This window comes from Methylobacterium dankookense, from assembly GCF_902141855.1.
Classification (GTDB): domain Bacteria; phylum Pseudomonadota; class Alphaproteobacteria; order Rhizobiales; family Beijerinckiaceae; genus Methylobacterium; species Methylobacterium dankookense.
In genome coordinates, this window is sequence record NZ_CABFVH010000035.1 from 35,160 (window position 1) to 57,824 (window position 22,665).

18 protein-coding genes are annotated in these 22,665 nt (G+C 71.9%); 5 read left to right on the forward strand and 13 right to left on the reverse strand.

Annotation, left to right across the window (positions count from 1 at the left end; genetic code table 11):
* Positions 1-167 precede the first annotated feature (167 nt).
* The 3 genes from MTDSW087_RS21335 to MTDSW087_RS21345 all read left to right on the forward strand — a co-directional run bounded on the left by MTDSW087_RS21335 (position 168) and on the right by MTDSW087_RS21345 (position 4,524).
* Positions 168-893 (forward strand): ABC transporter ATP-binding protein, encoded by a 726-nt coding sequence (locus MTDSW087_RS21335; RefSeq protein WP_373321978.1) that lies wholly within the window; start codon positions 168-170, stop codon positions 891-893.
* Positions 893-3,466, forward strand: coding sequence for an ABC transporter permease (locus MTDSW087_RS21340; protein WP_144766898.1), 2,574 nt, complete (start codon positions 893-895; stop codon positions 3,464-3,466). The genes MTDSW087_RS21335 and MTDSW087_RS21340 overlap by 1 nt, the downstream gene beginning before the upstream one ends.
* A gap of 290 nt (positions 3,467-3,756) precedes the next feature.
* Positions 3,757-4,524, forward strand: a complete 768-nt coding sequence (locus MTDSW087_RS21345) for a Bax inhibitor-1/YccA family protein (RefSeq protein ID WP_144766899.1) — start codon at positions 3,757-3,759, stop codon at positions 4,522-4,524.
* A gap of 297 nt (positions 4,525-4,821) precedes the next feature.
* Here the strand turns inward: MTDSW087_RS21345 and xth are convergent, their stop codons facing one another.
* The 4 genes from xth to MTDSW087_RS21365 form a co-directional block, all read right to left on the reverse strand.
* Complete coding sequence (xth, locus tag MTDSW087_RS21350) at positions 4,822-5,631, reverse strand: exodeoxyribonuclease III (RefSeq protein ID WP_144766900.1); 810 nt, start codon at positions 5,629-5,631, stop codon at positions 4,822-4,824.
* 227 nt (positions 5,632-5,858) lie between these two features.
* Entirely contained in the window at positions 5,859-6,821 is a 963-nt protein-coding gene (locus MTDSW087_RS21355; RefSeq protein ID WP_144766901.1) for an outer-membrane lipoprotein carrier protein LolA, read from the reverse strand.
* A gap of 150 nt (positions 6,822-6,971) precedes the next feature.
* Positions 6,972-10,229 carry a DNA translocase FtsK gene (locus MTDSW087_RS21360; protein ID WP_238179104.1) on the reverse strand — a complete coding sequence of 1,086 codons (3,258 nt, stop codon included), beginning with the start codon at positions 10,227-10,229 and terminating at the stop codon, positions 6,972-6,974.
* 210 nt (positions 10,230-10,439) lie between these two features.
* Positions 10,440-11,612, reverse strand: coding sequence for a 2-methylaconitate cis-trans isomerase PrpF family protein (locus MTDSW087_RS21365; RefSeq protein ID WP_144766903.1), 1,173 nt, complete (start codon positions 11,610-11,612; stop codon positions 10,440-10,442).
* Between the two features lie 217 nt (positions 11,613-11,829).
* Between MTDSW087_RS21365 and MTDSW087_RS21370 the strand changes: the two genes are divergently transcribed.
* Positions 11,830-12,693 carry an ABC transporter substrate-binding protein gene (locus MTDSW087_RS21370; protein WP_144766904.1) on the forward strand — a complete coding sequence of 288 codons (864 nt, stop codon included), beginning with the start codon at positions 11,830-11,832 and terminating at the stop codon, positions 12,691-12,693.
* A gap of 10 nt (positions 12,694-12,703) precedes the next feature.
* On the opposite strand, the gene trpB is transcribed toward MTDSW087_RS21370, so the two are convergent.
* The 7 genes from trpB to MTDSW087_RS21405 form a co-directional block, all read right to left on the reverse strand.
* A complete protein-coding gene (gene trpB / locus MTDSW087_RS21375) occupies positions 12,704-13,945 on the reverse strand; it encodes a tryptophan synthase subunit beta (protein ID WP_144766905.1) in 1,242 nt (413 codons plus the stop codon).
* A 158-nt stretch (positions 13,946-14,103) separates the two neighbouring features.
* Positions 14,104-14,838, reverse strand: coding sequence for a phosphoribosylanthranilate isomerase (locus MTDSW087_RS21380; RefSeq protein ID WP_144766906.1), 735 nt, complete (start codon positions 14,836-14,838; stop codon positions 14,104-14,106).
* A gap of 16 nt (positions 14,839-14,854) precedes the next feature.
* Complete coding sequence (locus MTDSW087_RS21385; protein ID WP_144766907.1) at positions 14,855-15,211, reverse strand: LapA family protein; 357 nt, start codon at positions 15,209-15,211, stop codon at positions 14,855-14,857.
* 156 nt (positions 15,212-15,367) lie between these two features.
* On the reverse strand, positions 15,368-15,679 hold the full coding sequence (locus MTDSW087_RS21390; protein ID WP_144766908.1) for an integration host factor subunit beta: 312 nt from the start codon (positions 15,677-15,679) through the stop codon (positions 15,368-15,370).
* Between the two features lie 155 nt (positions 15,680-15,834).
* On the reverse strand, positions 15,835-16,818 hold the full coding sequence (gene sppA / locus MTDSW087_RS21395; RefSeq protein WP_144766909.1) for a signal peptide peptidase SppA: 984 nt from the start codon (positions 16,816-16,818) through the stop codon (positions 15,835-15,837).
* Between the two features lie 376 nt (positions 16,819-17,194).
* Entirely contained in the window at positions 17,195-18,901 is a 1,707-nt protein-coding gene (gene rpsA / locus MTDSW087_RS21400; protein WP_144766910.1) for a 30S ribosomal protein S1, read from the reverse strand.
* Between the two features lie 274 nt (positions 18,902-19,175).
* Positions 19,176-19,886, reverse strand: coding sequence for a DUF1013 domain-containing protein (locus tag MTDSW087_RS21405; protein WP_144766911.1), 711 nt, complete (start codon positions 19,884-19,886; stop codon positions 19,176-19,178).
* 257 nt (positions 19,887-20,143) lie between these two features.
* On the opposite strand from MTDSW087_RS21405, the gene MTDSW087_RS21410 reads away from it, so the two are divergent.
* Positions 20,144-20,926 (forward strand): aldolase, encoded by a 783-nt coding sequence (locus MTDSW087_RS21410; protein WP_144766912.1) that lies wholly within the window; start codon positions 20,144-20,146, stop codon positions 20,924-20,926.
* A gap of 136 nt (positions 20,927-21,062) precedes the next feature.
* On the opposite strand, the gene MTDSW087_RS21415 is transcribed toward MTDSW087_RS21410, so the two are convergent.
* The gene (locus MTDSW087_RS21415; protein ID WP_144766913.1) at positions 21,063-22,010 is read right to left on the reverse strand and encodes a ribose-phosphate pyrophosphokinase; all 948 of its coding nucleotides are present in this window, start codon (positions 22,008-22,010) and stop codon (positions 21,063-21,065) included.
* Positions 22,011-22,174: 164 nt separating this feature from the next.
* The gene (locus MTDSW087_RS21420; protein ID WP_144766914.1) at positions 22,175-22,402 is read right to left on the reverse strand and encodes a DUF4170 domain-containing protein; all 228 of its coding nucleotides are present in this window, start codon (positions 22,400-22,402) and stop codon (positions 22,175-22,177) included.
* Positions 22,403-22,665 lie beyond the last annotated feature (263 nt).

Consider the following 22,665-nt stretch of genomic DNA (forward strand, 5'->3'; position numbering starts at 1 on the left):
CCACCCCTTGTCCCACCCCTTGGCGCTCCCGCCCGAGAAGCGCCATATCGCCCCGGCATCCACCAGGCATCGATGCACGCCCGCGTGTCGCAGCGCACAGATTCTCTCGCAGCCACACCCGAGCCTCGTCCGCCAGCTTTCCCATCGCGCAAGAGATCGGCCTCCGCGTGACCTCAGGCAAGACCCCAGGCAACGCCCCGACCATCACCGCAGGCCCGGCCGTGAGCCTGAGGGACATCGACCTCAGCCTCGGGCGCGGCGCGGCCCGCGTGCACGTGCTGCGCGGCATCTCCCTCGACGTCCCCCGCGGCGAGGCGGTCGGCCTCGTCGGGCCCTCGGGCTCGGGCAAGTCCACGCTCCTCATGGTGATGGCCGGGCTGGAGCGGCCCGATGCCGGCGCGATCCGGATCGAGGATACCGATCTCGGGCGCCTCGACGAGGACGCGCTGGCCCGCTTCCGGGGGCGGCGCATCGGCATCGTCTTCCAGGCCTTCCACCTCGTGCCGACCATGACGGCGCTGGAGAACGTGGCGCTCCCCCTCGAACTCGCCGACCACCCCCAGGCCCATGCGCGGGCGAAGGCCGAGCTGGAGGCGGTCGGCCTCGGCCATCGCCTGCACCATTATCCGGCCCAGCTCTCCGGCGGCGAGCAGCAGCGCGTCGCCATCGCCCGGGCGATCGCCCCCGACCCCGCGATCCTGGTGGCCGACGAGCCGACCGGCAATCTCGACGAGGCGACGGGCAAGCAGATCGTCGACCTGCTGTTCGGGCTGAAGCGCGACCGCGGCGCCACCCTCGTCCTCGTCACCCACGATGCGAGCCTCGCCCGGCTCTGCGACCGCACGGTGCGGCTGCGCTCGGGCACGATCGAGGCGCCGGAGAGCGTGGCCTGATGCACGGCACCCTTCCCGCCACGCCGTCCGCCGGGCGCGGCTTCCGCCTGCCGCTGACGCTGCGCCTCGCCCTGCGCGAGCTGCGCGGCGGGCTCTCCGGCTTCACCGTCTTCCTCGCCTGCATCGCGCTCGGCGTCGCGGCGATCGCGGGCGTGGCCTCGATCTCGCGCTCGCTCTCGGACGGGCTCGGCCGCGAGGGACGGCGCATCCTCGGCGGCGACCTCAGCTACAGCCTGATCAACCGCGAGGCGAGCGCGACCGAACGCGCCGTGCTGGAGCGCGAGGGCCGCGTCGCCGTGGTCGCGACGCTCCGCGCCATGGCAGTGGCCGGCGAGGGCGCGGCGCTGGTCGAATTGAAGGCCGTGGACGGCAGCTATCCGCTGGCCGGCGTCCTCGTCACCGAGCCGCACGCGCCGCTCCCCGATCTCCTCGCCGCGCAGGACGGCGTGCCGGGCGCGGTGGCCGACCCCGCCCTGATGACCCGGCTCGGCCTCAAGGTGGGCGACCGGGTGAGCCTCGCCGGCCATCCCTTCGCGATCCGCGCCACCCTGGCGAGCGAGCCCGACAAGATCGCGGGCGGCATCGGCTTCGGGCCGCGCCTGCTGATCGCCGAGAGCGCCCTGCGCGGCACCGGTCTCGTCCAGCCGGGCAGCCTCAACCGCTGGAGCTACCGCATCGCGCTGCCCCAGGCCTCCGACCTCGAGATCGACGCGACCGCCGCCCGAGTCGCCAAGGCCGCGCCGGACGCGGGCTGGGAGATGCGCTCGCGCTCCAACGCCGACCCGCGCTTCGCCAAGAGCATCGAGCGCTTCACGCAGTTCCTGACCCTGGTCGGCCTCACCGCCCTCATCGTCGGGGGCGTGGGCGTGGCCAACGCCGTGCACGCCTTCGTGGAGCGCAAGCGCGGCTCCATCGCCACCTTGAAGAGCGTCGGCGCGCCGGGCTCGCAGGTGGTGGCGCTCTATCTCTTACAGGTGATGCTGATCGCCGGCCTCGGCACCGCGATCGGCCTCATGATCGGCGCGAGCCTGCCCTTCGCCGTCGATGCCCTGTTCCGCGACGCGCTGCCCCTGCCGCTGAACCCGACCATCGCCCCGGGCGAGCTGCTGCTGGCGGCAGCCTATGGGTTGCTGACGGCCTTCGCCTTCGCGATCACGCCGCTCGGCCGCGCCCACGACGTGCCGGTCTCGGGGCTGTTCCGCGACGTGGTGGACCCCTCCGCCAGCAAGCCCCGCACGCGCTACCGGCTGCTGCTCGCCGCTTCGCTCCTCGCCCTCGTCGCGCTCGCCGTGGCGACGGCCTTCGACCGGCGCGTGGCCCTCGTCTTCATCGCGGCGGCCGGCATCGCCTTCGGCCTGCTGCGGGTCGTGGCGCTGGGGGTGATGGCCCTGGCGCGGCGCCTGCCGCATCCCAGCCGCGCCGCGCCGCGGATGGCGCTCGCCAACCTGCACCGGCCCGGCGCGCTGACGCCGACCATCGTCCTGTCGCTCGGCCTCGGCGTCACCCTGCTGGTGACGCTGAGCCTGATCGACGCCAACGTGCGCCGCACGCTCACGGCGAGCCTGCCGGCCCGCGCGCCGAACCTGTTCTTCCTCGACATCCCCTCGGCCGACGCCACCCGCTTCCACGACTTCCTGGCGCAGGGCGCGCCGAACGCGAAGGTCGAGCGGGTGCCGATGATGCGCGGGCGCATCGTCGCCCTCGACGGCGTGCCGGCCCAGAAGATCCGCCCCCCCGAGGACGCGGCCTGGGTCCTCGACGGCGACCGCGGCATCACCTACGCCGACGACCTGCCGGACGGCTCGGTGCTCACCGACGGCGCGTGGTGGAACGCGGAGGCGGGCAAGGCGTCCCTGGTCTCCTTCGAGGCGGAGCTCGCGCGCCAGCTCGGGCTGAAGGTCGGCAGCGAGGTCACCGTCAACGTGCTCGGGCGCAACGTGACGGCGAAGATCGCCAACCTGCGCAAGGTCGAGTGGCGCAACCTCGGCATCAACTTCGTGATGGTGTTCTCGCCCGGCACCTTCCGGGGTGCGCCCCATTCCGACCTCGCGACGCTGAGCTTGCCCGGCGGCACCGACGCATCGGCGGAGAACCGCATCCTGCGCGACGTCGCCCACGGCTTCCCCTCGGTCACCAGCGTGCGGGTGAAGGACGCCCTCGACGCGGTGGGCGACCTCGTGGCCAAGCTCGTGCTCGCGATCCGCGGGGCGAGCGCGGTGGCGGTCCTGGCGAGCCTGCTGGTGCTGGCGGGCGCCGTCGCGGCCGGCCACCGCGCGCGGCTCTACGACGCCGTGGTGCTGAAGGTGCTGGGCGCGAGTCGGGCACGGCTGCTCGCCGCCTACGGCCTGGAATACGGGGCGCTCGGGGCGGTCACCGCCCTGTTCGGGCTGATCGCCGGCACGCTCGCGGGCTACGCCATCGTCACCCGGGTGATGCGCCTCGACTTCGTGCTCGACCTCTCGGGCGCCCTCGTCGCGGCCGGGCTCGCCGTGGCGCTCGCCGTGCTGCTGGGGCTCGCCGGCACCTGGCGCATCCTCGGCCAGAAGCCGGCACCCTATCTGCGGGATCTGTGATATACAGCCTGACGTATTCGCCGCCAGGATCGGGCGGCGGCCGCGCCCGGGTTCAAGGCGCAGATGTAGTTGAACGGAGTCCGTCCGCCGGCTTAACGATTTTTAATCCCGCGCTTTACCAACAAAATTACGGCATCGGGCTCGCGAAAACAGGCAGCCGAAGCTCGGCGGGGCCCTTGTGTGCCGCCTCGCGACGCAACATATTCTCCAGCGAGGCGCTCGTCGGCGCCAGGGGCCCATACGGGCCTCGTCTGACACCACGCTGAGAGAGCATCCTCAAGGGAACTCCCATGGCTTTCGAGAACAGTCCCTTCCGGTACGGCGCCCAGGCGCCCGGACACGCCGGCACGCAGGTCGAGGTCGACCAGGGCCTGCGCAGCTTCATGCTCGGCGTCTACAACAACATGGTCGTCGGCCTCGGCATCTCGGGCCTCGTCGCGCTCGGCCTGAACATGGCCGCCACGGCGACCACCGCGACGGGCCAGCTCGCGCTGACCCCGTTCGGCCAGACCCTCTACAACACCCCCCTCAAGTGGGTGCTGATGTTCGCCCCCCTCGTGTTCATCTTCGTCTTCTCGATGCGGATGGACCGGATGTCGGCCTCGTCCGCGCGTATGATGTTCTTCGCCTTCGCGGCGGTGATGGGCGCGTCGATGTCGACGCTGCTCCTCGTCTTCACGGGCGCGAGCGTGGTGCGGGTGTTCTTCATCACCGCGGCGACCTTCGGCGGCCTGAGCCTCTACGGCTACACCACGAAGCGCAGCCTCTCGGGGATGGGCTCGTTCCTGATCATGGGTCTGATCGGCCTGATCATCGCCTCGCTGGTCAACATCTTCCTGGCCTCGAGCGCGCTTCAGTTCGCGATCTCGGTGCTCGGCGTGCTGATCTTCGCGGGCCTGACCGCCTACGACACGCAGAAGCTGAAGGAGATGTATCTCTACAGCGGCTTCGATGCCGAGGGCGCGGCCAAGATGTCGGTGAACGGCGCGCTGACGCTGTACCTCGACTTCATCAACATGTTCCAGTTCCTGCTCTCGCTCATCGGCGACCGCCGCTGAGCCCGAACCGGGACTGAATGAACCAGGAAAGGCCCCGGCGGCGACGCCGGGGCCTTTCTCGTTTGTGGCACGCCCTGCCGAAAGCGGATGCCGACCCGGCGGGCGCACCTACGATCGAGGGCAGGTCAATACGGCCGGCCGCGCTGGTGGGGCGCTCCGTAGCGGCGACGCAGCCAGGAGACGACGCGCGGCAGGACGATGGCGAGCAGGATCTTACGCAAGGGGACCCTCATCAAGCGTTCGTGATGCCGGGCCAATGCGGAGCGGCGCCTTCCGTTCCGCTCCCTGCGGTTCGCGCTACAATTCGAGGGCGAGGGTCACCGGCACGTGGTCGGAGGGGCGCTCCCAGCCCCGGGTCTCGCGGGAGACGGTGACGCCGCGGACCGTGCCGGCGAGGTCCGGCGAGACCCAGGCATGGTCGAGCCGCCGCCCCTTGTTGGCGAGCTCCCAGTTCGGCGAGCGGTAGCTCCACCACGTGTAGATCTTCTCGGGCTCCGGGGTCAGCAGCCGGGCGGTGTCGATCCAGCCGGCCTCAGCCCGCAGGGTCTCCAGGGCCTCGGTCTCGACGGGGGTGTGGCTCACCACGTCGAGGAGTTGCTTGTGCGACCAGACGTCGTGCTCCAGCGGCGCCACGTTGAGGTCGCCGACGAGGATGGCCGGCCCCGAGACGCGCTTGCCGCCCCAGGCGCGCAGCTCCTGCAGGAAGTCGAGCTTGTGCGCGAATTTCGGGTTCAGGCCGCGGTCCGGCACGTCGCCGCCGGCCGGCACGTAGAAATCGTGCAGCACGAGCCCCGCGGCCGGGCCCGCCTCCTTGCCCAGCACCGCCGAGATGTGGCGCGCGTCGGCCCGCTCGCAGAAGCCCATCACGGCCGGATCGAGCAGGGGAAAGCGGGAGAGGATCGCGACGCCGTTATAGCCCTTCTGGCCGGCGAAGACGACGTGCTCGTAACCCGAGCCCTTGAGGGCCTTCAGCGGAAACACCTCGTCCGGGCACTTCGTCTCCTGCAGGCAGAGCACGTCCGGCCGATTCTCGGCGAGGAAGCGCAGCACGGAATCGATGCGCAGGCGCACCGAGTTGATGTTCCAGGTGGAGACGGTGAGGCGCACGGGAAGTTTCTAAGGTTGAGGGCTACAGGGAGATCCGGGCCGCGCCAGACTCCCTCTCCCGTTCGGGAGAGGGGTGGGGTGAGGGTGGAGAACGCGCCGGAGAGGTCGCGACGGCGCCACTGCTCCGTCTCCGCCCCTTCCTGAAAGGTCTCGACCCTCACCCTGTCCCTCTCTCCCGAGCGGGAGAGGGGACCCGCGCCATGTCCTGAAAGGTCCGGTGCGATGTTTCAGGGGTTCTGCGACTGCTTGATGCGCTCGGCCATCGCCTTGTCCTCGGGGCGGCCGTAATTGATGAAGAACAGGGTCGAGTCGACCGGCTTGCCCTTCTGCAGGTTCGAGAGCTGCACCGTGGTCAGGTAGCCCTGCGGGTCGGTGATCCGCCACTGCGACAGGGTCTTCACCTCGGCGTCGAAGTAGAGCTGGATCTTCGAGGTGCCGCCGAGCGTCGCGCGGTCCTCCAGCGCGATGCGCACGCCGCCCGGATCGTTGGTCACCTCGGTCACGGTGAGGTCGCGGGCGAGGTCGATCTTCTCGCGCAGCAGGAATTTCAGCGGCGTCTGGGCGATGAAGTAGGTGTCCTGCGTGGACAGCTTGCGGTCGCGCACGGCCACCGAGGTGCCGTCGGCCACCACCTCCAGCGGCGAGGGCTGGTCGTAGTCGAAGCGCAGGCGCCCGGGCTTGGCGATGGTGAGCTTGCCGCCGATGCGGCGCCCGTCGGCCGCGATCTGCATGAAGTTGCCGGTGAGCGTGGTCAGCCCGTTGAAATAGGCGTTGGCCTGGGCGAGCACGGTCGCCGGGTCGGCGGGCTCCAGGCTCGCGGCCACCGCAGCGGGCGCCCCGACGGCGGCGACCCTGGCCTCGGGCGGGGCCTTCTCCGCGCCCTTCTCAGGGGCGGCGTGCTTGCCGCTCTTGATGCTGCCGGTGCGCGCGTCCGCCGGCTTTTCGGCGGCCTTCGCCTCCTTGGCGTCCTTGCCCTCCTTCTTCGGGGCGGCCGCCTTCTTCGGCGCGGGCGCCGGAGCCGCCGGGGCGGGCGCGGCCTCGGGCTCGGCGGCCGGGGCCGGCTGCTCCTTCTTGCCGCCGAACAGGCTGTCGAGGAAGGCGCCGACCTGCGCCTCGGCGGGCACGGGGGCGAGCCAGGCCGCGAGGACGAGGAGCGAACCGGCAACGGGGCTGGTGCGGCGGCCGTTCATCGTGGGCGATCTCCTGGGGTCCGGGCGGGCCGCTTGCGTCGGGAGTCTTGACGTCAGGGTCTTGGCATCGGGGCTTCGAGTCCCGCTTAGAGCCTCGCCCTGTGGCGAAGATGCGACGCCGGCCCGCGACGGGGCCGGCGCCAGACGAGCTCAGTCGTCGTCGTACATCGCCGAGCCCATGGCCGAGCTGGCATGGTGGCCGCCATCGACCAGGATCTCGCGCTTGCCTGCATGGTTGGCCGGGCCGACGATGCCCTCGATCTCCATCCGCTCCATCAGCGAGGCGGCGCGGTTGTAGCCGATCTGCAGGCGGCGCTGGATGTAGCTGGTCGAGGCCTTCTGGTCGCGCAGCACCACCTGGACCGCCTGCTCGTAGAGGTCGCCTGCCTCGCCGCCGACCGAGGCCGCGAAGGCGCCGACGTCGAAGACCGGGGCCTCTTCCTCGCGCTCCTCGGGGGGCGGCGCCTTGGCGCCGCGGCCGCCCTTGGCCGGGGCCTCCTCGGAGGCCTCGTCGGCGGTGACGGCATCGAGATAGGCGGGCCGGCCCTGGCGCTTGAGGTGAGCGACGACGCTCTCGACCTCGGCATCCGAGCAGAACGGGCCATGCACGCGCGTGGTCCGTCCGCCGCCCGCCATGAACAGCATGTCGCCCTGGCCGAGCAGCTGCTCCGCGCCCATCTCGCCGAGGATGGTGCGCGAGTCGATCTTGCTCGTCACCTGGAAGCTGATCCGGGTCGGGAAGTTCGCCTTGATCGTGCCGGTGATCACGTCCACCGAGGGCCGCTGCGTCGCCATGATCAGGTGGATGCCGGCCGCGCGCGCCATCTGGGCGAGCCGCTGGATCGCCCCCTCGATGTCCTTGCCGGCCACCATCATCAGGTCGGCCATCTCGTCCACCACGATCACGATGTAGGGCAGAGGCGACAGGTCCATCGCCTCGTCCTCGTACACCGCCTCGCCCGTCTGCCGGTCGAACCCGGTCTGCACCGTGCGGGTGATGGTCTCGCCGCGGTCGCGGGCCTCCTTCATCCGGGCGTTGTAGCCGTCGATATTCCGCACCGCGATCTTGGACATCTTCTTGTAGCGCTCCTCCATCTCGCGCACGGCCCATTTGAGGGCGATGACCGCCTTCTTCGGGTCGATGACGACGGGGGAGAGCAGGTGCGGGATGCCGTCATAGACGGACAGCTCCAGCATCTTCGGGTCGACCATGATCAGGCGGCACTCCTCGGGCTTGAGCCGGTAGAGGAGCGAGAGGATCATGGTGTTGATGGCGACCGACTTGCCCGAGCCGGTGGTGCCGGCCACCAGCAGGTGGGGCATGCGGGCGAGGTCGGCGATGATCGGCTCGCCGCCGATGTTCTTGCCGAGGCACAAAGCCAGCTTGTGCTTGGTCTCGGCGAAGTCCGGCGCCGAGAGAAGCTCGCGCAGATAGACCGTCTCACGGGTCTCGTTCGGCAGCTCGATGCCGATGACGTTGCGGCCGGGCACGACCGCGACGCGGGCCGAGACCGCCGACATCGAGCGGGCGATGTCGTCCGACAGGCCGATGACGCGGGACGACTTGGTGCCGGGCGCCGGCTCCAGCTCGTAGAGGGTGACGACGGGGCCGGGGCGGACGGCGAGGATGTCGCCGCGCACGCCGAAATCCTGGACCGTCTGCTGCAGGTTGAGGGCGTTCTGCTCCAGCACGTCGGCATCGACCTCGGCGCTGCCGCCGGGAACGGGCAGGGCGAGGAGCTCGAGCGAGGGCAGCGCGTAATCGGCGTTGGCGAAGGCCGCGACCTCGAGATGGCGGCCGGCCGGGATCAGGTGCGGGCGCACCACGGCCGGCAGGTTCGCCACCGGGGCGGGGAGGGGGGCCGCGGCCTCCTCCGGCTCGACGGCCTCGACGGGCGCCGGCTCGGCACAGGGGAGGACCTCGGCCGCCTCCGCCACGGGTTCGCTCTCCGTCACTGTGGGCTCGGCCGCGCGGCCGCGCAGCAGGACGGGACGGGACGGGATCGGCACCACCACCGGCGCGGGCGCGACCGCCGCCACGGCCGGCGCCGGGGCGCTCGTCGGCTCAGGCGCCGGGGCGGCCTCGGCGGCCGGCTCGCCCGGCTGGCGCGCGGGACGGATCGCGGCGCGGGCGGCCATGGCCGAGAGGGCCGGGCGCGGCGCCTCGGCAGGGGAGGGGAGGGGTTCGGCGGCGGTCGGCGCCTCGGGGGCCTGCCCGAAGGCCGGCGCGGCCGTGCCGAGGATCAGGGAGAGGGCCGGGCGCGGCGGCAGGAAGGCGGCGGCGGCCTCCGCGGCGGCGCGGGCGGCGGCGTTGTCCTGCAGGTCGGCCGGGCGCGGCGGCATGTCGAAGCGCACCAGCCGGTCGAGCACGTAGACGGGCTTCGGCGGCAGCGAGCGCAGATGCGAGATGTCGACCGGCAGCGAGACGTAGGATTCGGTCTCGGAAACGGGCTCCGCCTCCGGGGCCTCGGCGGGCTCGGCCGCGGGCTCCTCGGGGCGCTCCAGGGCGGCCCAGACCTCGACGGAGGAGAGGTCGTCCTCGCCGAACCAGGGCTGCACCGCCGACCATTCGGGCAGGTCGGAGAAGTCGGCCGCCACGGGCGCAGGGACGGCCGGCATGGGCAGGGGGGCCTCGGCGGGATCGACCGATCCGGCCGGCATCTCGACCGCGGGCCGGGCGGGGCGGCGGTCCGGGGTGCGGAAGTAGCGCACGCCGGGGGGCGCCACGAAGGGCTGGCGCCAGAGGGGCAGGGGCGGCCCGGCGGCGAGGCGCGTGGCCTCCGCGGCGGCGGTCTCCGCCTCGATCCGGGCGGCCTCGGCCTGCGCCGCGGCGCGCGCCACCTCGGCGCTCTCGGCGGCGACACGCGCCTCCTCGATGGCCCGGCTCGCGGCGTCGGCCTCGGCGCGGGCGCGCTCCAGGGCGATGCGCTCGGCCTCGAGCGCCCGCATGCGGCGCTCCTGCAGGATCGTATCCGGCGTGCGGGTGTAGCGCACGGCCGAGGGCTCGGCCGGGGCGGGCATGCCGACAGGGCCGGCAAGGTGGGGGATGGTGTGGGAAATGGCGTGGGCGGCCGGGAGCGGCGCGCCCTCGGGCGCGATCGCGGCCGGGCGGCGGGGCTGGCGCACCAGCACGCCGGGCGTGGAGGCGGCGTGGTCGATCCGGCTCTCGGGGAGGGGGCTCTCGAAGCCGGCGCGGTCGTCGAAGACCTGGGCGGGCCAGCCGGCCTCGGGGTGCCCGGCCTCGGCCCAGGGCGCCGGCGCGTCGGGATAGGACAGGTGCGGCTCCGGCCCGCGGCCGACGAGGGCGCCGGGCGGGGTCGACCAGCTCTGGGCCGGTCGGGGGAGTTTGTAGCCGGGATGGCGCGGCGGCCCGGCGAGGCGCCGGGTCAGGCTGGCGCGCAGCGACATCAGCCGATGCGCCAGGGCGCCGAGCGAGAGGCCGGGGCGGTCGACGCCGCGGCCCGGACGGGAGGGATCGCGATGTGAGTAGGGAGGCCGTCCCGATGCGCGCATGGGTGCTCAGGTGACTCGAAACAGAGGGGCCGCCCGGGCACGGGCGGGTCATCCCTGAGTTAGGGGCCTCGTCGTTAACAGAGGCTTGAGCGGAGGCGCGGACGGTTACCGCTCCCCTCCCCCGCGACGCTCCGTCGAGAGCTGCGGCACCCAGACCCGACCGTCGAACAGGCGGCGCGCGGTCCGGTAGAACGAGCCCGCCCGGGCGGCCCAGCCGCCCGCCTCCGCCGCGACCTCGGCGCCGACAGTGAGCACGCCCGACGGCATGCCGAGCCGCAGCGGCCCCTCCCCCGCCTTCGGCGAGAGCGCCTCGGCGACCACGGTGCCCGGGATGCGCGCGGCCACCGCCGTGCACAGGGAGACGGTGAGCGGCAGGGCCCGGTGCGGCTGGCCGTTCGAGATCACCCGCGCCGCGAGGTCGATCTCCGCGGCGGGCACCGCCTCGCCGGTCAGGGTGACGGCGTCGGCGGGCGGCGACACGAAGCCCACGAAGGGCACCATGCGGATGGCGCGCGCCGCCTCCGCATCGGGCGCGATGCCCATCCGCACGGAGCCCTGCACGCGGATCTCGTCCAGGAGCGCCAGGAGCGCGGGATCGGATTCGAGCCGGTCGGGCAGCTCGGTCCCGGTGAGGCCGAGGTCGCGGGCGCGCACGAACACGGTGGCGTTCGCCGCATCGACCAGGGACGCCTCGACCGGGCCGAGGCCGGGAATGTCGAGGCGGTCGATCGTCCGGCCCGTGGGCAGGAGCCGGCCCGTGGTGGCGCCGCCGGGCTCCAGGAAGTCGAGCCGGATCGGCGCGCCCGTGCCGAAGACACCGGGAATCGCGAGGTCGCCGTCGTAGCGGGCGCGTCCTTGAGCGACGGGGAAGGTGGCGCGGATGATCCGGGCGGTGTTGGTGTTGAAGATGCGCACCGTTGCCTCGTCGCCCGAGACGCTCACCAGCCCCGCGTCGACGGCGAAGGGGCCCACCGCCGCGCTCATGTTTCCGCAATTGCCGGCGTAATCGACCCGGGCCTCGCGGATCTGCACCTGCGCGAAGGTGTAGTCGATGTCGGCATCCGGCCGGGCGGAGGGCGCGAGCACGCAGATCTTGGACAGGGAGGACACGCCCCCGCCCATGCCGTCGAGCTGGCGGCCATAGGGGTCGGGCGTGCCCATGGCCGCGCAGAACAGGGCGTCCCAGTCGGCCCGGTCCGCGGGCAGGTCGCTCGCGTGGAACAGGATCGCCTTGCTGGTGCCGCCGCGCATGAACACGGCCGGGATCGGGTTCTGCATCGGTCGAAGGTCTCCTCGGGCGCCGAGCCCGGTTGAGTCCGGCCGCGCGTTCGGCCTATCGATGGGCGCGGGGGTCACTCCGCGCGTGGTCGCCGTCAATCTAGAGCGCTCTCCGCCGGAATGGACGCCGGTTCGGCGAAGAGAGCGCGCCAAAACAATGACTTAGAGCCGTGTCCCGATCCAGCGGGATCGGAACACGGCTCAAGGAGAGGTCACGATGTCGCGCGAACCCGCCGCCCGCGCCCCGTCTCCGCCGCGCGGCCGGCGCCGGGCCGTCATCCGGTCCATATTGGTACTGGGCGCCTTCGCCGCCCTGCCCGCATCGGAGATCGCCTTGGCCCAAACCTCCTCTTCCGAGACCGCGCACGCGATCGCGCCGACCGGGACGCTGCGCGCCGCCATCAACTACGGCAACCCGGTCCTGGCCCAGAAGGGGCCGGACGGGCAGCCGGCCGGCGTCTCGGCGGATCTCGCGCGCGAGCTCGGCCGGCGCCTCGGCCTGCCCGTCGGCTTCGTGACCTTCGACACCGCCGGCGCGGTGGTCGAGGCGCTGGGCGGCGCGCGGAGCTGGGATGTGGCCTTCCTGGCGATCGATCCGCACCGGGGCGAGACCATCGCGTTCAGCCCGCCCTACGTGCTGATCGAGGGCGCCTACATGGTCCGGGCCGATTCGCCGATCACGCGCAACGCGGAGGTCGACCGGCCGGGCATGCGGATCGCGGTGGGCCGCAACACCGCCTACGACCTCTATCTCGGGCGCCATCTCAAGGCGGCCGAGCGGGTCTATGCCCCCACTTCGGCCGACGCCCTCGCCCTGTTCCTGGCGGAGAAGCCGGAGGTCCTCGCCTCGGTGCGCCAGCCGCTCGAAGCCTATGCGCGCGACCATGCGGGGCTGCGCCTGCTCCCGGGCCGGTTCATGGTCATCGAGCAGGCGGTGGCGACCCCGAAGGCGAACGGGCAGGCGGCCGACTACATGCGGGCCTTCATCGAAGAGATGAAGGCCTCCGGCTTCGTCGCACGGGCCCTGGCGCGCAGCGGGCAGAACGACGCCGTGGTGGCCCCCGCGGCGTCCGCGCCCTGACCCGGCTTGCTCAGATCCGCGTGCCGAAGATCTCGGCCACCTGCGGGATGTCCTTGTCGCCGCGGCCCGAGAGATTCATCACCATCAGGTGGTCGGCCGGGCGCTGGGGCGCGAGCTCCAGCACCTTGGACAGCGCGTGGGCGGGCTCCAGCGCCGGGATGATGCCCTCCAGCATCGAGCAGAGCTTGAACGCCTCCAGCGTCTCGGCGTCGGTGGCCGAGAGATAGGTGACGCGGCCCATCTCGTGGAGCCAGGCGTGCTCGGGGCCGATGCCCGGATAGTCGAGGCCCGCCGAGATCGAGTGCGCGTCGGCGATCTGGCCATCCGCATCCATCAGGAGGTAGGTGCGGTTGCCGTGGAGCACGCCCGGCCGCCCGCCGGTAAGCGAGGCCGCGTGCAGGCCGCTCTCGACGCCGTGGCCCGCCGCCTCGACCCCGAAGATCTCGACCTCGCGGTCGTCGAGGAAGGGATGGAACAGGCCCATGGCGTTCGAGCCGCCGCCGATGCAGGCGACGAGCGAATCGGGAATGCGGCCTTCCTGGGCCAGCATCTGCTCGCGGGTCTCGCGGCCGATCACCGCCTGGAAGTCGCGCACCATGGCCGGGTAGGGGTGCGGGCCCGCCACCGTGCCGATGCAGTAGAAGGTGTCGGCGACGTTGGTGACCCAGTCGCGCAGGGCCTCGTTCATCGCGTCCTTGAGGGTCTTGGTGCCGGATTCCACCGGCACCACCTCGGCGCCGAGCATCTTCATGCGGAAGACGTTCGGGGCCTGCCGGGCCACGTCGACGGCGCCCATGTAGACGACGCATTTCAGGCCGAAGCGGGCGCAGAGGGTGGCGGTGGCGACCCCGTGCTGGCCCGCGCCCGTCTCGGCGATGATGCGCGGCTTGCCCATGCGGCGGGCCAGCAGGATCTGGCCCAGCACGTTGTTCACCTTGTGCGAGCCGGTGTGGTTCAGCTCCTCGCGCTTGAAATAGACCTTGGCGCCCTGGCCGGCGGGGGCCTTGGCGCGCAGGTGCTCGGTCAGGCGCTCGGCGTAGTAGAGCGGGCTCGGCCGGCCGATATAGTGGGTGCCGTAGGACTCCATGTCGGCCTTGAACTGCGGATCGGCCTTGGCCGCCTCGTAGGCCTTCTCCAGGTCGAGGATCAGCGGCATCAGGGTCTCGGCGACGAAGCGGCCGCCGAAGATGCCGAAGCGCCCGCGCTCGTCGGGGCCGGTGCGGAAGGAGTTGGGGGTCGCTGCGATGGTCACGGGGCAGTCCTTGGAGCGCTGAAGGGGCGCGGCGGGGCGCCCGGCATTGGGCCTGCTTTAGACCCCTCGCGGCGCCGACGCCAAGCCGGCTTCCGTGTCTCCTGACGAAACGCCGCTGCGCCGCCGCCGCCGGAGGGAGGGCGTCCGGTGATCGGGCGCTACGCGAGGGGCACGTCGCGCCCATCCGCGGCAGCGCTTGGCCGATCTGCCGCGGCGCTTGGCCGACCTGCCGCGGCGCTTGGCCGACCTGCCGCGGCGCTTGCCCGCACCGCCGCGACGAAGGCCGCGATGAGGGCCGGATCCTTGATGCCGGGCGCGGTCTCGACCCCGGAGGAGACGTCGACGGCGGGCGCGCCCGTGCGGGCGAGGGCCTCGGCGACATTGTCCGGGCGCAGGCCTCCCGAGAGCATCCAGCCGGCGGGGAGCCGGGCGCCCGCGATCAGCCGCCAGTCGAAGGCGAGGCCGTTGCCGCCGGGCAGCACCGCGCCGGGCGGCGGCTTGGCGTCGAGGAGCAGGCGGTCGACCGCCGCGTAGTCCGGGATGCGGGCGAGATCCGCCTCGGCGCCGATGCCGAGCGCCTTCATCACCGGCCGCCCGGCGAGCGCCCGGATGGCGGCGACGCGCTCCGGGCTCTCGCGCCCGTGGAGCTGGATCAGGTCGGGCGCGACGCTCTCCAGCGCGGCGCGGAGCGTGGCGTCGTCCGGATCGACCAGCAGCACCACGCGCTCGGCCCGGCCGCGCACCTCGGCGGCCAGCGCCTGCGCCTCCGGCCAGCCGAGATGGCGCGGGCTCGGCGCGAAATGCACGAAGCCGACGAGGTCGGCGCCGGCCTCGAGCGCCGCCGCCAGGGTCTCGGGCGTGCCGAGGCCGCAGATCTTGACGCGGGTGGTCACGGCGCGCGGGGCGTCCTCAGCGCGGGGCGGGCAGAGCCGTGCGGGCGGGCAGGCCCGGGCGGACGGGCTCGGGCTCCGGCACCGCGGCGCGCAGGCGGGTGGTCTCCTCCTCCAGGCGGCGCACCGTGCGGCCGCGGCTGCGCGCGGTGCGGCGGACGCGGCCCTGGCCGAGCCAGGTGAAGATGCCGCCGACCACGATGCCGAGCGCCACCGCGACGAAGACGATCGCGTAGAGCGGCAGGACGAGGCTGAAGGCCGGCACCTCGGAGAAGGGATCGAAGGACAGGGTCACCGGCGCCCGGTTGGCGACCGCCAGCAGGATCACCAGCACCGCGACCGGCAGCAGCACCAGCCCCTTGAGGAAACGGATCATCGCGTCACAACTCCAAGCCCGCCGGGGCCTCTCCGAGCCCGCCGGGGGCGTCCTGCCTGTCACAATCCGCGTGCGGACGGCCCGATCCGCGGGCCGCCCGCCGGCCCATCGAGCCGAGATAGGGTGCGCACCCGGCCGCGGCGACATGCCGGCACGTCACGCCTCCTCGGCCTGTCCCTCGCCGATGCCGGCCGCGTTGAGGCGCTGGCGCATCTCCTTGCCGGTCTTGAAGACGGGGATCGCCTTCTCGGAGACCGCCACCGCCTCGCCCGTGCGCGGGTTGCGCCCGCGCCGCGCCTCGCGGCGCTTCACCGAGAAGGCGCCGAAGCCGCGCAGCTCCACCCGGTCGCCGCGGGCCAGCGCGTCCGCGATGGTGTCGAGGATCGCGTTGACCAGGATCTCGACATCCCGCTGGTAGAGATGCGGGTTGCGCTCGGCGATTCTGAGGACGAGCTCCGACTTGATCATGTGTCCTGGTCTTCCCGAAAGATCGCCGATGAAGATCCGGCGCTCGCTTTGAGGAAGCCGGGCGGCCCGGCTTCAGGATTCGTCTCGGATGCCCCCGGAGATCCCCCTGGAGCCGTTCCCCGATGCCGAGCCGGCATCCGCTCAGGCCGGGGGCGCTAGGGCGTCGCCTCGGCGCCGGGGCGCCACAGGGCGAGCAGGCCGCCCTGGGCCAGCCCCTGCGTCTCCTCGCCGATCCGGCGCAGGCGGGCGGCGAGGCCCTGGAACCCGGCGAGGTCGGCGCCCGTCCCCAGGGCCGACCACAGGCTGAAATCCGATTCCGAGCGCGGCTTCCAGTCGGTCACGGGCAGGTTCTTGGCGACCTTGCGCTCGGTCTCCAGCCACGCGACCGCCTGGCGCTCGGCGCCGAGCTCATCCACCAGCTTGAGCGGCACGCTCTGGCGGCCGCTGAACACCCGGCCGTCGGAGACCGCGGCGAGCTGCGTCTCGCTCATGCCGCGGCGCTCGGCCACCAGCCCCTTGAACCAGGCATAGGTGTCGCCGACGACGGCCGCGAGCGCGGCGCGCGCCTCGGGCGAGGTCGGGGCGAAGCCCGAGGGCTCGGCCTTGAGCGGCGAGGACTTCACCGACTCGACCTTCACGCCGACCTTGTCGAGCAGCCCCGAGACCTCCGGGTACTGGAACAGCACGCCGATCGAGCCGACGAGCGAGGTCTCCCGCGCCACGATGTGGTCGGCGGCGAGCGCCGTGATGTAGGCGCCGGAGGCCGCGGTGCCGTCCACGAAGGCGACCACTGGCTTCTTGGCGGCGAGCTGGCGCAGGTTGCGGTAGATCTCCTCCGAGCCCGTGGTGGTGCCGCCGGGCGAGTTGATCGAGACGACGACACCCTGCACGGCCGAGGACTCGCCGACGCGCTTCATCAGCTTGGCGGTCGCCTCGCTGCCGGCGATGAAGCCCGAGACCGAGATCCGCGCGATCTGCGGGCGCACCGCGCCGAAGCCGATGCCCTCGGAGCCCGCGCGGACGCGCAGGCCGACGGCGCCCGCCGCGACGACGAGCCCGCCGATGCCCAGGACCCGCCAGAGGGTGAGCTTGCGGCGCAGGCGCCTGCGGTCGATGAGAAGTTCGGGATCGGCGGCCATGCGATGGTGGTCTCCCTCGCGTGCCCGGCGCGCGGCCGGTCCGTTCTTGGTTGGCCCGCGCGCTCCGGGTCGGCGCGGGCGGCGGCAAGCCTGTCACAGGCGGCGTCGGTTTGCACCCAAACTTTGGCCGGGTCCAGAGGCTTCGTGCACTGCCAAGTGCTTGACACGCCTCGCCTCGTGGGTCCGCCGCGGCGCCGTCGGGCGCACCCGGGCCGGAGCCGGCGCCGGATCCGTGTCGGCGAGCCGGGAAAACCGGTGACCGGCAATCGGCCCCCTCCGAGTCCGGCCGACAAACGAAAAGCCCGCGCGGGGCATCCCGCGCGGGCTTCTCTCGGCCTTGGCCGCCCGGACGAGCCGGGCGACCGTCAAGGTCGGCTCACTCCTCGTCGGAGCGCTTCTTGTTGAAGGCGGCGCCGAGGATGTCGCCGAGCGAGGCACCCGAATCGGCGGAGCCGAACTGGGCCATGGCCTCCTTCTCCTCGGCGACCTCGAGGGCCTTGATCGAGACCTGCACGCGGCGGGCCTTGCGGTCGAACTGGACGACGCGGGCGTCGAACTTCTCGCCGGTGGCGAAGCGCTCGGGGCGCTGGTCGCCGCGGTCGCGCGCCAGCTCGGCGCGGCGGATGAAGGTCTGCATGTCGGTGTCGGCGATCTTCACCTCGACGCCCGAATCCTTCACCTCGATCACCTCGCAGGTGACGACCTGACCCTTCTTGATCTCGCCGGCCTCGGCATAGGGGTCGCCGCCGAGCTGCTTGACGCCCAGCGAGATGCGCTCCTTCTCGACATCGACGTCGAGGACCTGGGCGCGCACGATGTCGCCCTTCTTGTACTCCTCGATGACCTGCTCGCCGGGACGGTTCCAGTCGAGATCCGACAGGTGGACCATGCCGTCGACGTCGCCCTCGAGGCCGATGAACAGGCCGAACTCGGTCTTGTTCTTGACCTCGCCCTCGACCTCGGAGCCCACCGGATGCTTCTCGGCGAAGCCGTCCCAGGGGTTCTGCAGGGTCTGCTTGAGGCCGAGCGAGATGCGGCGCTTGACCGGATCGACCTCCAGGATCTGCACCTCGACCTCCTGGGAGGTGGAGACGATCTTGCCCGGGTGGACGTTCTTCTTGGTCCAGCTCATCTCGGAGACGTGGATCAGGCCCTCGATCCCCGGCTCCAGCTCCACGAAGGCGCCGTAATCGGTGATGTTGGTCACGCGGCCCTTGAGCTTGGCGTCCACGGGGTAGCGGGCGGCGATGCCCTCCCACGGATCGGCCAAGAGCTGCTTGATGCCGAGCGAGATGCGGTGCGTCTCGTGGTTGATCTTGATGATCTTGACCTTCACCGTCTGGCCGATGGTCACGACCTCGGACGGGTGGTTCACGCGGCGCCACGCCATGTCGGTGACGTGCAGCAGGCCGTCGATGCCGCCGAGATCGACGAAGGCGCCGTACTCGGTGATGTTCTTGACGACGCCGTCGATGACCTGACCTTCCTCAAGGTTGGCCACCAGCTCCGAGCGCTGCTCGGCGCGGCTCTCCTCGAGCACGGTGCGGCGCGACACGACGATGTTGCCGCGGCGGCGATCCATCTTGAGGATCTGGAAGGGCTGCGGCGTGCCGAGCAGCGGGGTCACGTCGCGCACCGGGCGGATGTCGACCTGCGAGCGCGGCAGGAAGGCCACGGCGCCGTCGAGATCGACGGTGTAGCCGCCCTTGACCTGGTTGAAGATCGTGCCGGTGACGCGCTCGTTGGCCTCGAAGGCCTTCTCGAGCTTGACCCACGACTCCTCGCGGCGGGCCTTGTCACGGGAGATGACGGCCTCGCCGAGCGCGTTCTCGATGCGGTCGACATAGACCTCGACCTCGTCGCCGACGTTCAGCTCGCCGTCGCGGCCGGGGCCCTGGAATTCCTTGAGGGCGACGCGGCCTTCCGTCTTGGCGCCGATGTCGATGACGGCCACGTCCTTCTCGATCGCGACGACGCGACCCTTGACGACGGAGCCTTCGGTGATCTCGTGTTGGAGGAAGCTCTCCTCCAGCAGGGCGGCGAAATCCTCGTGCGCGCTCTGCAGGGCGGTACCAGCGGTCATTCTGTCTCCTGGGGGCCTCGGTCGGAGGCCCTTGCGTCAGCGGCTCGTGTTGCGTTGCGCCCGGTCGTCCGCCGCAGCCCGGTCCCGGAACGGGGACGAGGCGACCGGTCCTGACGGACCGGCTTGCCGACGCGATTGGTGTGCGGTGTCCGAGGGCGGCCCGACCGGCTTGGATTTAAGAACGCACGCAAGAAAAAGCGCGCGATCCTACCGATAGGACGCGCGCTCCTTATACCAGAACGCCTTCGCGTTCAACCGAACCGGACGTCCGCGCTCAGTACTCCTCGTCCTCGTCGTCCGTGCGCCGGCCCTTGAGCTTGGCGAAGACCGAGTCGGCGTCGAGGCGCTCGTCGCGGCCGCCGCGGCGGCCCTCGTCGTGGTCGGCGTAGCTCTCGGCGGTGGAGACCTCCGGCGGCAGCAGCGAGGCGCCGGCATCGGCCTGCACGGCGGCGGGGCGGTCGGCGGCGGCGCGCTGCACCTCGAAGTCGAGGTCGATCTGGGTGCACAGGCCCAGGGTCACCGGGTCCATCGGCTGCAGCGAGCCCGAGTTCCAGTGGGTGCGCTCGCGGATCTGCTGGATGGTCGACTTGGTGGTGCCCACCAGCCGGATGACCTGCGAATCCTTCAGCTCGGGATGGTTGCGCAGCAGCCAGAGGATGGCGTTCGGCCGGTCCTGGCGGCGCGAGAGCGGGGTGTAGCGCGGGCCCTTGGTGGTGCGCTTCACCTCCGGCAGCTTCACCTTCGAGACCGCCTGCTTGAGCTTGTAGTGCGGCGACTTCTGCGCCTTCTCGATCTCGTCGCGGGTGAGCTGGCCCGTGGTGATCGGGTCGAGGCCCTTAATGCCGGCGGCGACCTCGCCGTCGGCGATGCCCTTCACCTCGAGCGGGTGCAGCTTGCAGAAATCGGCGATCTGCTCGAAGGCGAGCGAGGTATTCTCCACCAGCCATACGGCGGTGGCCTTGGGCATCAGGGGACCCTGGGACATCCGGGAACTCCAACCTTCACGGGCGCGGGATCGGCCCGGAACACGGGTCACCGGTCCGCGGGATTTTCGGAGCGACCGTCCGATCCCGCCTCACGCCATAAAATGGGGAATGCCGTCAGTATAAGCAGGGGCGGGGGGCGGCGCAATCACGTTCGCAGGGCATCGCGGCGGCGCAGCTCGGCCCCTGGACGACGGGCCGGCGCTCGCCGACAAGTGGCCCCACCCGCACGCCTCGAGCCCGCCCGAGAGGAGCCCCCATGGCCCACGAACTGCGCAGCGTCGCCACCCGCACCGAGACCGGTTCGATCGACCGGGCGGCGCTCGCCGAGGCGCGGGTCGACCTCGCCGCCTGCTTCCGCATGGCCGCGCGGCTCGGGCTGGAGGAGGGGATCTGCAACCACTTCTCGGCGATGGTGCCGGGGCGCGACGACCTCTTCCTCGTCAACCCCTACGGCCTCGCCTTCGCCGAGATCCGGGCCTCGGACCTCCTCGTCTGCACCCTCGACGGCGCCGTGGTCGAGGGCGAGGGCCAGCCGGAGGCGACCGCCTTCTTCATCCACGCCCGTCTGCATGCCCGCCTGCCGCGGGCCCGCGCCGCCTTCCACACGCACATGCCGAACGCCACCGCGCTCTGCATGGTCGAGGGGCAGCCGCTCGCCTTCGCGGGGCAGACGGCGCTGAAGTTCTACGGCCGGGTCGCGGTGGACGACGCCTATAACGGCCTCGCGCTCGACTCCAACGAGGGCGACCGCATCGCCGCGACCTTGGGCGACGCGGACGTGGTCTTCCTGCGCAACCACGGGGTGATCGTGACCGGGCCGACCATCGCCGAGGCCTGGGACGACCTCTACTACCTGGAGCGCGCGGCCGAGGTGCAGCTCAAGGCGATGAGCAGCGGCCGCCCCCTGGTGCCGGTGCCCGCGGAGATCGCCCGGCACGCGGTGGCGCAGATGCGCGCCGGCGACGCCGAGAGCGGCCGCCTGCACCTCGCGAGCCTCAAGCGCCGGCTGGCGCGCGAGGAGCCGGATTTTTCGCAGTAGGGCAACCGCTCGAACGGAACGGCCCGCCGAATTGGGGGGCTCGCCCTGCGAATGCCCGTTCGCGGGGCGCAAGCGCGACCGCGCGTCGGCGCCCATGCGCCGCGACGCGGACGGCAACGCCGTCCGCACACAAGACCTAATCGAACAGGCTCGACACGCTCGACTCGGTGGCCGTGCGCCCGATCGCCTCGCCGAGCAGCGGCGCGATGGTGGCGACGCGGATGTTGCGGGCGAGCTTCACGGCCTGGGTCGGCTGGATCGAGTCGGTGATCACCAGTTCCTTCATCCGCGAGGCCGCGATGCGCGAGACCGCGCCGCCCGAGAGCACGCCGTGGGTGATGTAGGCCGACACGTCCTTGGCGCCGGCATTGAGCAGGGCCTCGGCCGCGTTCACCAGGGTGCCGCCCGAATCGACGATGTCGTCCACGAGGATGCAGGAGCGGCCCTCGACGTCGCCGATGATGTTCATCACCTCCGACTCGCCCGGGCGCTCGCGGCGCTTGTCGACGATGGCCAGCGGCGCGTCGATGCGCTTGGCGATGGCGCGGGCGCGCACCACGCCGCCCACGTCGGGCGAGACCACCATGCGGTCGGCGACGCCGACCGAGCGCTCCTTGATGTCGCGCACCATCACCGGGGCGGCGAACAGGTTGTCGGTCGGGATGTCGAAGAAGCCCTGGATCTGGCCGGCATGGAGGTCCAGCGTCAGCACGCGGTCGGCGCCGGCCTCGGTGATGAGGTTGGCCACGAGCTTGGCCGAGATCGGCGTGCGGCCCGAGGTGCGCCGGTCCTGCCGGGCATAGCCGAAATAGGGGATCACCGCCGTGATGCGCCGCGCCGAGGACCGGCGCGCGGCGTCGATCATGATCAGCAATTCCATCAGGTGGTCGTTGGCCGGGAAGGAGGTCGACTGGACGATGAACACGTCCTCGCCGCGGACGTTCTCCTGCAGCTCGACGAAGATCTCCATGTCGGCGAAGCGCCGCACCATGCACTTGGCGAGCGGCAATTCGAGATACGCGGCGATGGCCTCGGCCAAGGGCCGGCTCGCATTGCCGGCAATGATCTTGATCGAGGACTTCATGCCTGCCGACCTAGCTCGCGCCGATCTGCGGCGCGCTTCCTGAAAACCTGACAGCGACGCGCCGGCCCGGCGCGAAGACCGGGTCCGGCTCTTACCAGCGGCATCAAGCTGTCACAATGGCTTCACGCCGGCCGTCCCGCGCGGTCCGCAAACCCGCGGGCCGCTCACGGCTCGAGCAGGCGGTGCAGGTGGACGATGAAGTAGCGGGTCTGGGCGCTGTCGACGGTGGCCTGGGCCTTGGCCTTCCAGGCGACCTGGGCGGAGGCGTAGTCGGGGAAGATGCCGACGATGTCGAGGCCCTTCACGTCCTTGAAGCGGACGCCTTCGAGGTCGGAGAGCTCCCCGCCGAAGACGAGATGGAGTCTCTGGTCGCTGTCGATCGCGGTCGTCATGGAACCCTCTGGGACCCTTCTGGGCGGAGAGCGGGCCCCGGGTCCCCGCGGCCCGGCCCGCCGCGACAGGCGGTCGCAAACGGCAACCTCTCCGTCAACCCCGGGCGGGGGCGGCAGGGCCGAGAGGCGGGATTCGTGTCCGCACGGATCCGTGAGCACGCGCCTTCGGCCCCGCGCGGATTGTCCGCCGGGGGCATGGCTGGCGCGGTCGGGGTGACGCGGGACGCCGCGGAGCCCTGAACGCAACGTTGCAAAGCCGGCTC